At 63.7% G+C, this 14,773-nt stretch carries 16 protein-coding genes and 1 other RNA gene; 7 read left to right on the top strand and 10 right to left on the bottom strand.

Features of this window, described 5'->3' with window-relative positions; translation table 11 throughout:
* Positions 1–69: 69 nt before the first annotated feature.
* From hflC to ACWAT4_RS11285, 10 genes are all read right to left on the bottom strand, one after another.
* A complete protein-coding gene (hflC, locus tag ACWAT4_RS11330; RefSeq protein ID WP_212298824.1) occupies positions 70–966 on the bottom strand; it encodes a protease modulator HflC in 897 nt (298 codons plus the stop codon).
* Positions 963–2,099, bottom strand: coding sequence for an FtsH protease activity modulator HflK (gene hflK / locus ACWAT4_RS11325; protein WP_212444687.1), 1,137 nt, complete (start codon positions 2,097–2,099; stop codon positions 963–965). Before hflK ends, hflC begins: the two co-directional genes overlap by 4 nt.
* A gap of 160 nt (positions 2,100–2,259) precedes the next feature.
* Positions 2,260–2,775: a dihydrofolate reductase gene (locus ACWAT4_RS11320; protein WP_212298826.1), complete on the bottom strand. Its 516-nt coding sequence runs from the start codon at positions 2,773–2,775 to the stop codon at positions 2,260–2,262.
* Positions 2,775–3,260 (bottom strand): GNAT family N-acetyltransferase, encoded by a 486-nt coding sequence (locus ACWAT4_RS11315; protein ID WP_449730549.1) that lies wholly within the window; start codon positions 3,258–3,260, stop codon positions 2,775–2,777. The genes ACWAT4_RS11320 and ACWAT4_RS11315 overlap by 1 nt, the downstream gene beginning before the upstream one ends.
* A 5-nt stretch (positions 3,261–3,265) precedes the next feature.
* Positions 3,266–4,060, bottom strand: coding sequence for a thymidylate synthase (locus tag ACWAT4_RS11310; protein ID WP_449730548.1), 795 nt, complete (start codon positions 4,058–4,060; stop codon positions 3,266–3,268).
* A gap of 170 nt (positions 4,061–4,230) precedes the next feature.
* Positions 4,231–5,211, bottom strand: coding sequence for a tripartite tricarboxylate transporter substrate-binding protein (locus ACWAT4_RS11305; RefSeq protein ID WP_212298829.1), 981 nt, complete (start codon positions 5,209–5,211; stop codon positions 4,231–4,233).
* Between the two features lie 137 nt (positions 5,212–5,348).
* Positions 5,349–6,863, bottom strand: a complete 1,515-nt coding sequence (locus ACWAT4_RS11300; protein WP_212298830.1) for a tripartite tricarboxylate transporter permease — start codon at positions 6,861–6,863, stop codon at positions 5,349–5,351.
* 7 nt (positions 6,864–6,870) lie between these two features.
* Positions 6,871–7,635 carry a tripartite tricarboxylate transporter TctB family protein gene (locus ACWAT4_RS11295; RefSeq protein ID WP_212298831.1) on the bottom strand — a complete coding sequence of 255 codons (765 nt, stop codon included), beginning with the start codon at positions 7,633–7,635 and terminating at the stop codon, positions 6,871–6,873.
* A 93-nt stretch (positions 7,636–7,728) separates the two neighbouring features.
* Positions 7,729–8,259, bottom strand: coding sequence for a chromate transporter (locus ACWAT4_RS11290; protein WP_449730547.1), 531 nt, complete (start codon positions 8,257–8,259; stop codon positions 7,729–7,731).
* Positions 8,256–8,873 carry a chromate transporter gene (locus tag ACWAT4_RS11285; RefSeq protein WP_449730546.1) on the bottom strand — a complete coding sequence of 206 codons (618 nt, stop codon included), beginning with the start codon at positions 8,871–8,873 and terminating at the stop codon, positions 8,256–8,258. The genes ACWAT4_RS11290 and ACWAT4_RS11285 overlap by 4 nt, the downstream gene beginning before the upstream one ends.
* 95 nt (positions 8,874–8,968) lie before the next feature.
* Between ACWAT4_RS11285 and ssrA the strand changes: the two genes are divergently transcribed.
* From ssrA to feoB, 7 genes are all read left to right on the top strand, one after another.
* Positions 8,969–9,335, top strand: a transfer-messenger RNA (tmRNA) gene (ssrA, locus tag ACWAT4_RS11280).
* A 114-nt stretch (positions 9,336–9,449) separates the two neighbouring features.
* Positions 9,450–9,968 carry an SspB family protein gene (locus ACWAT4_RS11275; protein ID WP_212298834.1) on the top strand — a complete coding sequence of 173 codons (519 nt, stop codon included), beginning with the start codon at positions 9,450–9,452 and terminating at the stop codon, positions 9,966–9,968.
* Positions 9,969–10,057: 89 nt separating this feature from the next.
* On the top strand, positions 10,058–11,485 hold the full coding sequence (gene fumC / locus ACWAT4_RS11270; RefSeq protein ID WP_449730545.1) for a class II fumarate hydratase: 1,428 nt from the start codon (positions 10,058–10,060) through the stop codon (positions 11,483–11,485).
* Positions 11,486–11,763: 278 nt separating this feature from the next.
* On the top strand, positions 11,764–11,952 hold the full coding sequence (locus ACWAT4_RS11265) for a DUF4169 family protein (RefSeq protein ID WP_212298836.1): 189 nt from the start codon (positions 11,764–11,766) through the stop codon (positions 11,950–11,952).
* On the top strand, positions 11,949–12,203 hold the full coding sequence (locus ACWAT4_RS11260; protein ID WP_027529561.1) for a ribbon-helix-helix domain-containing protein: 255 nt from the start codon (positions 11,949–11,951) through the stop codon (positions 12,201–12,203). Before ACWAT4_RS11265 ends, ACWAT4_RS11260 begins: the two co-directional genes overlap by 4 nt.
* 128 nt (positions 12,204–12,331) lie before the next feature.
* Positions 12,332–12,607 carry a FeoA family protein gene (locus tag ACWAT4_RS11255; RefSeq protein ID WP_212298837.1) on the top strand — a complete coding sequence of 92 codons (276 nt, stop codon included), beginning with the start codon at positions 12,332–12,334 and terminating at the stop codon, positions 12,605–12,607.
* Between the two features lie 23 nt (positions 12,608–12,630).
* Positions 12,631–14,502 carry a ferrous iron transporter B gene (feoB, locus tag ACWAT4_RS11250; protein WP_212298838.1) on the top strand — a complete coding sequence of 624 codons (1,872 nt, stop codon included), beginning with the start codon at positions 12,631–12,633 and terminating at the stop codon, positions 14,500–14,502.
* Positions 14,503–14,773 lie beyond the last annotated feature (271 nt).

Here is a 14,773-nt window from a genome sequence, read left to right as displayed (position 1 = left end):
GATTGGAACCTCCCGGTATGCTGTTCTTGTCTGGACGAAGGGCGGCCAAACCTGCCGCCCTTGTCTAGCTTATGGTTTCGCCGGCGTCTCGGTCGTCGTCTTGCCGGACGGGTTACCAAAATACCGGAAGAAATCCGAGTCCGGCCGCAGCAAATAGCGGGTGTCATCCTTCTTCAGCCCATTCTCATAGGCCGTCATCGACCGGTAAAAGGCGAAGAAGTCAGCATCCTTGCCATAGGCTTCGGCGAACAGGCGGTTGCGCTCGGCGTCGCCGACGCCGCGCGTCTGCTCGGCCTGGGAGTTGGCTTCGGCAATGATCACCGTCGCCTCGCGGTCGGCCTTCGACTTGATCTCCTGCGCCTTCTGACCGCCCTGCGCGCGGAACTCGGCCGCCTCACGCTGACGCTCGGTCTGCATGCGCTGGTAGACCGCCTGGCTGTTCTGCTCCGGCAGATCGGCACGGCGGATCCGGACGTCGACCACCTCGATGCCGTAACCGTCGGCCTCGTGGTCGAGCTGCTCGCGGATACGCCCCATCAGCTTCTCGCGCTCATCACGCACCACGGTGATGAAATTGACCTCGCCGAGCACGCGGCGCAGCGCCGCGTTCAAGAGCGAGGTGAGCTGGAGGTTGGCGGCCTGGATCGAGCCGACGCTCTGATAGAAGCGCAGCGCGTCCTTGATGCGATAGCGCGCAAAGGCGTCGACCACGAGCCGCTTCTGGTCGGAGGCGATGACCTCCTGCGAGGGATTCTCGAGGTCGAGGATCCGCTTGTCGATGTTGATCACGGAATTCCAGGGCGCCTTGAAGTGCAGCCCGGGGTCGGTGACGACGTCCACCGGCTTGCCGAATTGCAGCACGATGGTCTGCTCGGTCTGCTGCACGGTGAACAGCGACATGTAGCCGACGATCACGACCAGAAGCGCCGCAAGCAGCGCGACAATGCCTGTAACGGGAGACCTCATCGTGAGCCTCCGCTCGGCAGCTGGCCCGTCGTCGTGGGCTTCTTGGCCGACAGTTCGTTGAGCGGCAGATAGGGGACGACGCCCTGACCCGACGGGCCACCGTCATAGATCAGCTTGTCCGAGCCGCCGAGCACGCGCTCCATCGTCTCCAGATAGATCCGTTCACGCGTCACTTCGGGCGCCTTCTTGTATTCCTCGTACACTTTCAGGAAGCGCGCGCTCTGGCCCTTGGCCTCGGCAACCGCCTGCTCCTTGTAGCCTTCGGCGGCCTGCAGGATCCGCGCCGCGTTCCCGCGCGCTTCCGGCACGACCTTGTTGGCGTAGGTCTGCGCTTCGTTCTGCAACTGCTCGAGATTGGCGCGCGCCGCCTGCACGTCGCGGAACGCATCGATCACTTGCGCCGGCGGATCGACCTTCTGCATCTGCACCTGGGTGATCTGGATGCCGGCACCGTAGCCGTCCAGCGTCTTCTGCATCAGTTCCTGCACGGTGGTCTCGGTCTGGGTCCGTGCTCCCGTCAGGATCGGCTGGATGTTGGACCGGCCGATCACTTCGCGCATCGCACTTTCGGCGACCGCTTTCACGGTGCCCTCGGGGTTCTGGATGTTGAACAGGAAGTTGCCGACGCCGTTGGGCTTGATGCGCCAGAGCACGGTGAAGTCGACATCGACGATGTTCTCGTCGCCGGTCAGCATCAGGCTCTCTTCCGGCACGTCACGGATCGAGCGGCCGCGCCGGGCCGGATCGTCGATCAGCGTCATGCCGATGGAAATGGTGGAGACGCGCAGCGCCTTCGGCAGCAGCACTGTCTCGATCGGATAGGGCAGATGATAATTCAAGCCCGGATCGACAGTGCGTACATGCTTGCCGAAACGCAGCACGACGCCCTGCTCTTCGGACTGCACGCGGAAGAAGCCCGACAGCAGCCAGAGCGCGACGACGATGAGCAGGATCAGCGTGATGCCGATGCCGGAGAAATAGCCACCCGGCATGATCTGCTGCAGCCGGTCCTGGCCGCGCCGCAGAAGGTCCTCCAGATCCGGCGGCCTCGGCCCGACCGGTTGCGGGCCTGTGCCCCATGGTCCTTTCGGACCCGAGCCCCACGGGCCACCGCCCTGATTCTTCCACGGCATTCGACGCTCTCCTCGGCAGACCGGGACTAGAACTTAAGCCGGCCCGCATTGTCCGGTCCGGCTTTATAGGGGACCGAAAGGGCCCTTACAACGCAAGCCTGACCGTCCCACGAGCTAAGCTCGGGGGTAGAAAAGTCAATGTTAACATTGGCGAATGCGGTTAATGGGACGGCCGCCGACGATATGTCACATAGGAGTAGTCGGCGCTGTCGTCCGCTCCGGCCGGATGGCGGACGCGGTTCGTTTCGTCCCATAGCGCCTTGTCGATGCCGAAATGCGTGTCGCCGTCCGGCCTCGCATGCACTTCCGTGATTTCGAGGCGGTCGGCACGATCGAGCCATTGCCGGAATATTTCGGCACCGCCAATCACGGCGATTTCAGTGGCTGAACGCCGCAGGGCATCACCAAGCGCAACCGCGCCCGCATCCGCCGCCGACGTCGTGACGATGGCACCGGCGGCGCGATAGGCCGCATCGCGCGTGATCACGATGTTGGTGCGGTTCGGAAGCGGCCGACGCCCGGGCAAGGACTCGAAAGTCTTGCGGCCCATGATCACGGGCTTGCCGATGGTGAGCGCCTTGAACCTCGCCATGTCGGATTTCAGTCGCCAAGGCATCGCATTGCCGGCGCCGATGACACCATTCTCCGCGATAGCGACGACGAAAACGATCTCCATCAGGATGCGCTCCCCGCAAGCCGCGTCAGCGCAGGTCCCGTGACGCGGCACAGTGTCCAGTCGTCGAGCATCACGGCGCCGAGCGACTTGTAGAACGCGATCGACGGCGCATTCCAGTCGAGCACCGCCCATTGCAGGCGCGACCAGCCGTTGTCGACGCATTCCTTCGCCAGATAGACCAGCAGCGCCTTGCCGAGACCTTTGCCCCGATGCGACGGACGTACATAGAGATCTTCAAGATAGACGCCGTGGCGTCCGCTGAAGGTGGAGAAATTCAGGAACCATACTGCAAAGCCGACCGCCTCGCCGTTCCACTCGGCGATCGCACAAAACAACCGCGGATCATGGCCGAACAAGGCGTCCGCAATGTCCGCCTCAGTTGCCTCGACCTCGTGCGAGAGCTTTTCGTACGCGGCGAGCTCCCGGACGAAATCAAGAACGAGTCCGGCTTCGCCCGGGCGCGCGCGGCGGATATTCAACGCCATCGGCGTCAGACCGCAACTTCCGCCTTGATATGCGGATGCGGATCATAGCCGACGAGCTCGAAATCCTCGTAGCGGAAGGAGAAGATGTCCGTCACGTCGGGATTGATCCGCATCACCGGCAGCGCACGCGGCGCGCGCGTGAGCTGAAGTCGCGCCTGCTCCAGATGGTTGGAATAGAGGTGGGTATCGCCGAACGAATGCACGAAGTCACCTGGCTTCAGGCCGGTGACCTGCGCGACCATCATGGTGAGCAGTGCGTAAGACGCAATATTGAAGGGCACCCCGAGGAAGACGTCGGCCGAGCGCTGGTAGAGCTGGCACGACAGTTTTCCATTGGCGACATAGAACTGAAACAGGCAATGGCACGGCGGCAGCGCCATCTTGTCGACTTCGGCCGGATTCCACGCCGAGACGATCAGACGGCGCGAGTCCGGATTGCGCTTGATCATGTCAATGACGTTGGCGATCTGGTCGATGCTGCGTCCGTCCGGCGCCGGCCAGGAACGCCACTGATGGCCGTAGACCGGACCGAGATCACCATTGGCGTCCGCCCACTCGTCCCAGATGGTGACGCCGTTGTCGCGCAGATATTTGATGTTGGTGTCGCCCTTGAGGAACCACAACAGCTCATGCACGATCGCCTTCAGCGGCAGCCGCTTGGTGGTGAGCATCGGAAAGCCCGCGGACAGATTGAAGCGCATCTGATGGCCGAACACCGAAAGCGTGCCGGTGCCGGTCCGATCGGTCTTCTCGGCGCCGTCTGAGAGAATCCGCTCGAGCAGGTCCTGATATTGGTGCATGTGCCAATGAGCCTTTGGGAAGGCGGCGAACTTAACGGCCACCCTCGCGCTGCGACAGCGGCGATTCGCTGATCTCGCCGATTATACCCGGAAAAGTGAGTGTTCCCGGCCCAAACGACAAGAGGCGGAACTCACGTTCCGCCCCTCGCCTATCGGCTTGATTGCACTGGTTAACTTGCCGGCTTGAGCACTGGGGTCCACTTCGCGATCTCATCCTTGACCAGGGCCGCCAGCGCCTCCGGGGTGCGTTCCGCAGGCGTGGGGATGACGCTGCCGAGCTCGAGCAGGCGCTTCTTCACGGTCTCGTCGTCGAGCGCCTTGGCGGCGGCGGCGTTCAGGCTCGCCAGGATCGCGGGCGAGGTCCCCTTCGGTGCGAACATCGCGTTCCAGGCCTGGGCCTGGAAGGTCGGAAGGCCCGCTTCGGCCGTCGTCGGGACGTTCGGCAGCGACGGATTGCGCTCCGGCGTTGCGATCGCATAGGCCTTGATGGTGCCGGCGTTGATCTGCGGCACGGCGTTGACGATCTGGTCGCACATGTAGTCGACCTGGCCCGCCACCAGCGCGTTCATGGCAGGCCCCGTACCATTGAACGGCACGCCGACCGGTTTGATGTCGAGGATGGAGTGCAGGAGCTCGCAGGACACGTGCGAGACCGAGCCGACGCCGGCATGCGCGGCGTTCACCTTCTCGGCGTTGGCCCTCACATAAGTCACGAACTCCTTCAGATCCTTCGGCGGGAAATCCTTGCGCGCCAGGATCAGGATCGGCGTGCCCGCGAGCAGGGCAATCGGCTCGAAATCTTTCTCGGGATGATAGGCGAGCTTCGGATAGAGCGGCACGGAAGCGGCGTGCGTGCCCATATGCCCGGTGATCAGCGTGTAGCCGTCATTGGCTGCGCGCGCGGCACGTGTCGTCGCAGTGGTGCCGCCGGCGCCGACCACGTTCTCGATGATGACGCTCTGGCCGAGCGTCTGCGCCATGTGGGCGGTGACGATGCGCGAGATCACGTCGGTGGGGCCACCGGCCGCGAACGGCACGACCATGGTGATGCTGCGCGTGGGATAGGTCTGCGCTTTGCCCGGTGTGACAAAGCCGCACAGCGATGCGAGCACGGCTGCACATGCGCCCGTGAGCGCGCGAATGGACGTCATCTCGATCTTCTCCGACATAAACGAAAAATGCCGGCCACAAGGCCGGCATTTTCATTTCACGAAGACATCACACAAGTCGATTGGACTTCCGAATGCGGCGGGCCGACGCGTGACATGCCGACGCAGGTGCGATGCGATCAGTTCTCGGACTCGGTGAACACCTCGTCGCGCTTGGCGCGCAGCATGGGCATCAGCGTGAGCACCAGCAGGAACGCCGCGATGGCGAGCAGCACGGCCGAGAGCGGACGCGTCAGGAAAACGCTCCAGTCACCACGCGAGATCAGCAATGCGCGGCGCAGGTTCTCTTCCATCAGCGGTCCGAGCACCATACCGAGCAGCAGCGGCGCCGGCTCGAAGTCGTGCTTGATCAGCCAGTAGCCGACGAGACCGAACACGCCTGCAAGGATGACGTCGACCGGCGCGTTGTTCACCGAATAGATGCCGATCGCGCAGAAGATCACGATCGAGGGGAACATCAGCCGGTAAGGCACGCGCAAGAGGCGGACCCAGATGCCGACCAGGGGCAGGTTGATGATGATCAGCATCAGATTGCCGATCCACATCGAGGCAATCATGCCCCAGACGAGGTCAGGCTGCTTCTGCATCACCTGCGGCCCCGGCACGATGCCATGAATGGTCATCGCACCCACCATCAGCGCCATCACCGCGTTCGGCGGGATGCCGAGGGTGAGCAGCGGGATGAAGGAGGTCTGCGCGGCTGCGTTGTTGGCGCTTTCCGGCGCCGCCACGCCCTCGATCGCGCCGCGGCCGAACCGCCGCGGATCCTTAGCCAGCTTCTTCTCGAGCGTATAGGCCGCGAAAGATGCGATCACGGCGCCGCCGCCCGGCAGAATGCCGAGGATCGAGCCGAGCACGGTGCCGCGCAGGATCGCCGGCGTCGAATCGGCCAGATCCTTCCTGGTCGGCATCAGGCCGGTGATCTTCTGTTGCACGAGATCACGGTTCATCTCGGCGCCGGCGTCGAGGTTGCGGATGATCTCGGCAAAGCCGAACACGCCCATCGCCACCGTCGCAAAGCCGAGACCGTCGGCGAGCTCCGGAATGTTGAAGGCCATGCGCGAGGCACCGGTCTCGATGTCCGAGCCGACCATCGACAGGAGCAGGCCGAACACGATCATCGCGATCGCCTTCAGCACCGAGCCCTTGGCGAGCACGACGGCGAAGATCAGGCCGAGCACCATCAGCGAGAAATACTCAGCCGGACCGAACGCCAGCGCAAGCTTCGTCAGCGGCGCGCCGAGCACAGCGATGAGCACGGTCGCGACGCAGCCGGCGAAGAACGAACCGATCGCGGCGATCGCCAGCGCCGGACCAGCGCGGCCTTGCTTGGCCATCGCGTGGCCGTCGATGGCCGTGACCACCGATGTTGCTTCGCCTGGAATGTTCACAAGGATCGACGTGGTCGAGCCGCCATATTGCGCGCCGTAATAAATGCCGGCGAGCATGATCAACGCGCCGACCGGCGGCAGTCCGAACGTGATCGGCAGCAGCATCGCGACGGTGGCGATGGTGCCGATGCCCGGCAGCACGCCGACCAGCGTGCCGACGAGCGCGCCGATCAGGCACATCAGAAGGTTGATAGGAGAAAACGCGACGACAAAACCGTGAGCGAGGTTGGCAAAGAGCTCCATGACAGCCTCACTGAGCCAGGAAACGCGGGAACATCGGCATTGGCAGACCGAGCACGTAGGGGAAGAGAAGCGCGCAGCCGACCGTCAGGCAGGCGCCGACGATGGCTGCCTCCACCCAGCGCGTTTCATGCGATCCGAGGGCGGCGATCATGAAGCTCGCGAACGCCGAGACCACGAGGCCGAGCGGCCGGATTGCCAATGCAAAGAACAGGATCGCGCACATCACGAACAGCGGCCCACGCCATGAGTAATGTGCGAGCGCCGGTCCCTCGGTCAAAAGGCCCGTCAACGCGATGCCGGCGGACAGAGCCACCAATAACCCACCGAACATCCGTGGTGCCGTGCCGGCGCCGAACGAGAAGCCGCGCATGCCCTGCAAATCGCTCGAGGCCCACAGCGCGAACAGCGCGAGCGCCATCAGGATGACGCCGCCGATGTAGTCCTGTGCCGACCTGATCGTCATGAACAGTGTGACGATAGCCACCGCAAACAGCGGATAGGAATAGATCAGCACCAGCAGCACGTCAGATGACGCCTTCTTGGTGTCACCGCCGACCGCGCCGAGCAATGCTGCCGGTGCGCCGACGACCAGTGCCGTGGCGTGGCTGAGCAGAACGGTAGCCGGACCGCGCCCGGCACCCCAGCCGAAAATCGTCCCGATCGACCAGATGAATTCGAATATTTGCGGCGCGAGCGCCAGCAGGCAGAAGCCGAGCGCCACCGACGTGTTTCTGGTGGCAGTCATCGCCGAGTGGCCCGTTGTGTCGGCCATACATGTCTCCTCCGCGACCCGTAAGTCACGAGCACTGTTGTTCTAATCGGCTGGAAGGGATCCCCGGCCCGGATCATTGCCTAGCGATTTTCATCACACAATGCCAGCAAAACCCAACAGCCCCCCTGCGAGCAGAAGCCACAGCGGATTGATGCGCGAGATGCAGGCGATCAGTGCAACCGTTGCGGTCAGAAGCAGCGCAGCAATGCTGCGATCTGTCGACTGTGCCAGGATCAGGGCACTCGCCGCCATCAACCCGATCGACAGTGGAACCAGTGCAGCCTGGATCAAACCGGGCCAGCGCGATTGGCCCGGCCGATTCAGGAGCCGGCTGACATAATAGGCAAGCAGCGCCGTCGGCAGGCACATCGCGAGCGTCGCGGCCAGCCCACCGGGAATGCCGGCCACGGCATAACCGATCAACGTGACGATCAGGACGTTCGGACCTGGCGAGAGCTGCGCGATCGCATAGGCATCCGCGAACTGCTTGTCGGTCATCCAGTGATGCACCTCGACCGCGATGCGGTGCATCTCGGGCACGGCGGCTGCCGCGCCGCCGACCGCGAACAAGGACATTAGACCAAAGGTGGAGATCAGCGCCCAGATCGGGTTCTCGCTGCTCATGCTGCTACCTTCCGCCGCATCAGATAGGTGACGCCGATGCTGAGCGGGATTGCGACCAGCAGCACGGCCTGCAGCGGCAGACGCAACACGCCGATCGCAACGAACACACTGAGCATCAGGATGAGCACGACGACGTCCATCCGCTTCAGCAGCGGCGTCATCATCCGGAAGACCACCGCGATCAAGAGGCCAACCGCCACGCAGGAGATGCCTGCGAGACTGCGACGCAGCACCTCCACATCCCCGAACCGGGCATAGATGATCGCAAGCACGGTCATGATCAATGTCGGCGGCAGCAACAGCCCGGTGAAGGCGGCAACGCCGCCAGCGATGCCGCGCAGCCGCGAGCCGAACACCATCGACAGGTTGACGATGTTGGGGCCGGGCAGGAAATGGCAGAGCGCGAAGGTCTCGTTGAACTCGTCCGCCGTCATCCAGCGGTGCTGGTCGACGATGGCATGCCGGGCAAACACCAGGACGCCGCCGAAGCCGGCCAGCGACATCCGGGCAAAGGCCAGGAACAGCGCGGCGAGACTTGGCGGAGGGGCGTGCGTGGCCGGGAGATCCGGCTCTTGATGCGACTTTTGGGCGGCCGGTGCCGAGTCCGTGGACATGTCAGCAGCTTAGAACGCCCCTCGGGGCGCGGCCAAGGTCAGGTCGTAGACCATCTCGGACCTATCCAAAGGAACCGCCTCTTCCCCGTACGAAACCTCTGTTTTTTGAAACCTTTGCCCCCTATATTGGGAGTGCCGGTTCGCCGGCTATGGAAATAAACGGTCGTCGCAATAAACCATTCGGACCCGGGGGCGGTACCCGGCGCCTCCACCAAAGCCCATCAGCGGGCTATCCCAAAAGCGGGCTTTGGCGGGGGCGAAATAGGATCGACGAGGGCGTAAAGGGCGTGCTTTTTCCCGGTATTGTTCCGCCGTTATCGGGCTACTGCAATAGTTGCCAACGACAACTTTGCTCCGGTTGCTCAGGCTGCGTAACGCAGTTTGAAAGACCATCTTAAAGTCCTAACGGGTTAAGCTCCGTTAGGCGGGGTTCGGAGGCACCTGGCAACAGAAGCCTCCACTTACCTCTGATTTCCTTCCCGGCGGGGACTCCTGCTGACCCGTCAGGCGCGGTACTATTGCGGCTTGGCGAGTCGGGCCGGCAGGGCCCGTCTCCTGGAATGCAACAGGACCACCATGGCGACCGATCATATCCGATACGATGTGCTGGCCCGCGACGCGCTGCGCGGCGTGCTGCGCAAGGTGCTGACCGATGCCGCGGCCCATGGCCTGCCGGGCGAGCATCATTTCTTCATCACCTTCGTATCGAAGGCCGAGGGCGTGAAGCTGTCGTCACGACTGCTCGCACAATATCCGGAAGAGATGACGATCATCCTGCAGCACCAGTTCTGGGACCTGACCGTGCTTGAGGACCGCTTCGAGGTCGGCCTGTCCTTCGGCGGCATTCCCGAGCGGCTGATCGTGCCGTTCAGCGCCATCAAGAGCTTCCTCGACCCGTCCGTGAAATTCGGCCTCCAGTTCGACACCTCCGATGTCGCGGAGGTCGCGGACGAAACTCTGCCGGCGTCCCCGGCTCCGTCAGCCGTTGCGGTCCCCCCGCCGGCCACCGAAACGGCTGAGGCTGCGGAAGAGCCGGCCCCGACGAACCAGGGCGGCGCCGAGGTCGTGCGGCTCGATCGTTTCCGCAAGAAATGATCTAGGTTGGGCGCGAAGGCGTCGCGTCCGGCCAAACTCCCTATATAGATGAGCACCTGAAGAGCCCGCGCGACGTTTCGCGCGGCAGAATGGATGTGCTCATGGCCAAAGCTGCGAAGACCGCCCGCCCCGCGACCCGCACCGAGACCGACAGCTTCGGTCCTATCGAGGTCCCCGCCGATCGCTATTGGGGCGCGCAGACCGAACGCTCGCGGCAGAATTTTCGCATCGGCATCGATCGCATGCCGATCTCGCTCGTGCATGCGCTCGGCATCGTCAAGCTCGCGGCCGCACAGTCCAACCTCGAGCTCGGACTGCTCGACAAGCGCCGCGCCAACGCCATCATCCGCGCCGCGCACGAAGTGATCGAGGGCAAGCTCGACGATCATTTCCCTCTTGTGGTGTGGCAGACAGGCTCGGGCACCCAGAGCAACATGAACCTCAACGAGGTCATCGCCAACCGCGCCAATGAACTGCTTGGCGGCGAACTCGGCGCCAAGAAGCCGGTGCATCCCAACGACCACGTCAACATGAGCCAGTCGTCGAACGACTCCTTCCCGACCGCGATGCACATTGCGGCCGCAAGCCGCCTCAACGCCGATCTCGTCCCCGCGCTCGGCGAACTGCACCGCGCGCTGCGCAAGAAGGAGAAGGAGTTTGCGAAGATCGTGAAGATCGGCCGTACCCACACCCAGGATGCGACACCGCTGACGCTCGGTCAGGAATTTTCCGGCTATGCCGCCCAGGTCGAGAGCGGCATCGCGCGGCTGAAGGTCGCGGTGAAGGACCTCTATCCCCTCGCGCAGGGCGGCACCGCCGTCGGCACCGGCCTCAACTCCAAGCCGCGCTTCGCAAAGCTGTTCGCAAAGCACGTCGCCAAGATCACGAAACTTCCCTTCACCAGCGCCGCCAACAAATTCGAGGCGCTGGCCTCCAACGACGCCTATGTCCTGGCGCACGGCGCCATCAATTCCGTCGCCACAGGCCTGTTCAAGATCGCCAACGACATCCGCCTGCTCGGATCGGGCCCGCGCTCGGGCCTCGGCGAACTGATCCTGCCGGAGAACGAGCCGGGCTCGTCGATCATGCCGGGCAAGGTCAATCCGACCCAGTGCGAGGCGATGACCATGGTGTGCTGCCAGGTGTTCGGCAATCATACCACGATCACAGTCGCCGGCAGCCAGGGCCATTTCGAGCTCAACGTCTACAAGCCCGTGCTCGCCTACAACATGCTGCACTCGATCCGCCTGATGGCCGATGCCGCGCGCTCCTTCACCGAACATTGCGTCAGCGGCATCCGCGCCGACCAGAAGCACATCAAGGAGCTGATGGAGCGTTCGCTGATGCTGGTGACCGCGCTCGCGCCGAAGATCGGCTACGACAACGCGGCCAAGGTCGCCAAGACCGCGCACGCCAACGGCACGACGCTGAAGCAGGAGGCGCTGCGGCTCGGCTTCGTCTCGGCCGACGAATTCGACCGCCTGGTGCAGCCGGAAAAGATGACGCGACCCGGATGAATTCCGAATTCCGATAGCCATCCGTAATGATACGGAGGCCTAAAGCTCATAATTATAGGGTTTAAAGGACAGGATTTGACTACCGTCAATGTGGCGGCGGAGGCACATGCTACGCAAAGCCTCTCTGCCCTTGACGGGGCGAAATTCATCGTTTGATGGCCATGAGGCCGATTGACGAGGACGAGCGAATGACGATCAAGTCTTGTAGGGCGCAATGCGGCACCCTGTTTCTGGAAGTTTCATCCGGCCTGAAGAGGAGAGGATGATGGAGACGCGGCATGGGGAACGTCATCAACCTGAATCGTTTCAGGAAGCGCACCGAGCGGGAAGCCTCGGCGAAGCAGGCGGACGCCAACCGAACGAAGTTCGGCCGCACGAAGGCCGAGCGATCGGCGGAGGAGAAGCAGGCGGACCAGGCGAAGGCGCATCTGGACCAGCATCGGATCGATCGCGAGGAGCAGCCATGAAGTCGCCCGTGGTGAAGCGTTCGATCGTGGTCGCCGGCCACAAGACCAGCGTCAGCCTGGAAGAGGCGTTCTGGAACGGCATGAAGGAGATCTCGGGCCTGCGCAACATGACGTTGTCCGAGCTCGTCGGCGAGATCGACGGCGCCCGTCAGCAGGGCAATCTGTCCTCGGCGATCCGCCTGTTCGTGCTCGACTACTTCAAGAGTCGCGCCATGGCCGCCATCCAGCCGGAAAAGGTCCCGGCTCAGTAGCGCCAAGGACTGGCGCTGAGGCGCGCGCCGCCCACGCCTTCGTGATCTGCACTTTAAAATCACTCTAAGGTGCAGTTTCCATGGGCGCGCGCGCTTGACCTCCATGCTCTGCGTTGAAAATACAGAGCATGACCGACACTCATGATACGCGCCGCAAGATGCCGCTGGGCTTGGCCCAGCGCGGCTACACTGGCGTCATTCAGCACCTCTCCGCCGGGGACGCGGGCTCGGCGCTCTCGGACATCGAGCTCGAGAGCCGGCTGATCGAACTCGGCTTCGTCGAGGGCGCGCGGGTCGAGGTCCTGCACGAGGGACTGGTCGGGCGCGACCCGATCGCCGTGCGGGTTGACAACATCACCATCGCGGTGCGCCGGCGCGAGGCCATGGCCATCATCGTCGCCTGAGATCGCGGCCGGATATCTGATCCATGGAATTACCTCTTCTGCATCTCGCCCTGGTGGGCACGCCAAACAGCGGCAAGACGTCGCTGTTCAATGCCCTGACCGGCAGCCGGCAGAAGGTCGCGAACTATCCGGGCGTCACCGTCGAGCGCAAGGAAGGCTTCTTCGTCACCCCGCTCGGCCGCCAGGTCTCGATCGTCGACCTGCCCGGCACCTATTCGCTGCGCGGCCGCAGCCCGGACGAGGAGATCACCCGCGACTTCGTACTCGGCAAGGCCTCCGGCGAGGCCTTGCCCGATCTCGTGCTGTGCGTGGCCGATTCCACCAATCTGCGCCTGACCATCCGCCTGCTGCTGGAGCTGAAGCGCACCGGACGGCCGATGATCCTCGTGCTCAACATGTTCGACATCGCTAGCCGCCGCGGCATCTCGGTCGACGTCGCGCGGCTCGCCAAGGAGCTCGGCGTGCCCGTGGTCACCTCGATCGCGGTACGCAAGGGCGGCACGGCCGACCTTCTGGCGCTGACCGACGAGATCTCGGCCAAGCTCTCCGCCGAGCCGGCCGAGAACAGCTGGCGCGCGCTCAGCGTCGCCGAGCTGCGCGCCACCCAGCGCGAGGCCGATCGCATCATCGCCGACTGCGTCAGCCTGCCTGCTAGGCCCGACACGTTGACCTCGCGCATCGATTCCGTGGTGCTGCATCCCGTCGGCGGCCTGGTCGTGCTGGCGCTGATCCTGTTCGTGATGTTCCAGGCGGTGTTCGCCTGGGCGCAGCCGCTGATGGAGCTGCTCAACTCCGGCTTCGACGCACTCGGCGACTTCGTCCACGCCACCCTGCCCGCCGGCCTGTTACAGAGCTTCCTTCAGAACGGCGTGATCTCTGGTGTCGGCAGCGTCATCGTGTTCCTGCCGCAGATCATCATCATCTTCCTGTTCATCCTGCTGCTGGAAGATTTCGGCTACATGGCGCGCGCCGCCTTCCTGATGGACCGCATCATGGGCGGCGCGGGACTGCACGGCCGCGCCTTCATTCCGCTGCTGTCGAGCTTTGCCTGCGCCATTCCCGGCATCATGGCGACGCGCGTGATCGACAACAAGCGCGACCGGCTGACCACCATCCTGATCGCGCCGCTGATGACCTGCTCGGCGCGCATTCCCGTCTACACGCTGATCATCTCGGCCTTCATTCCGGCCAAGGACGTCTGGGGCTTCATCAACCTCCAGGGACTCGTGATGTTCGGCCTCTACGCCGCCGGCATCACCAGCGCGCTTGTCGTCTCGTTCCTGATCAAATTCTTCATGCTGCGCGACTATGCGCCGGCGCCGTTCATGCTCGAGCTGCCGGACTACAAGGTGCCGCGGCTGAAATCGATCGCGATCGGCATCTACACCCGCGCAAAGATGTTCCTGCAGCGCGCCGGCACCACGATCTTCTCGATGATGGTGCTGATCTGGTTCCTGGCCTCGTTCCCGCAGCCGCCGGCGGGCGCGACCGAGCCCGCGATCGACTTCAGCCTCGCCGCCATCATCGGCAAGGCGCTGGAGCCCCTGCTCGCCCCGGTCGGCTTCAACTGGCAGATCGCGGTCGCGCTGATCCCGGGCATGGCGGCGCGCGAGGTCGCGGTCGCGGCGCTCGGCACCGTCTATGCGATCGAGGGCGGCAAGGAAGCGGCCGAGCAGATCGGTCAGGTGCTGGCCACCAAATGGTCGCTCGCGACCGCCCTGTCGATGCTGGCCTGGTACATCTTCGCCCCGCAATGCGCCTCCACGCTCGCCGTGATCCGGCGCGAGACCGGAAGCTGGACCTGGATGGCCGTGACCTTCACCTACATGCTGGTGCTGGCCTATGCGGCGAGCCTTCTGACCTACAACGTCGCGGTCGGCCTCGGCGCGGGCTAGTCTCCCTCGACAACCCAAACTGCGAAAACAACCCCATGCACAGTAGGCAGGGGTTGTTAAATCAAGGGGTTAGCATGTGCAAAAATCATCCGACGGCAGCCCGGATGGAGCGCAGCGAAAATCCGGGATCTTCCGCGCGCGGAAAGACCTACCAGCATTGCGCTCCGCTCCATTCGAGCTACAGACTTCGGAAAATCCGTTGACCCGTCGGGCAAAACACTGGCATGATCGCATCATCGGCTTGTGTCGGCTTCCCCTCGATCGTCGTGAA

The sequence above is a fragment of the Bradyrhizobium sp. T-1 genome (genome assembly GCF_053592855.1).
This window is presented reverse-complemented; position numbering and strand designations above follow the sequence as displayed.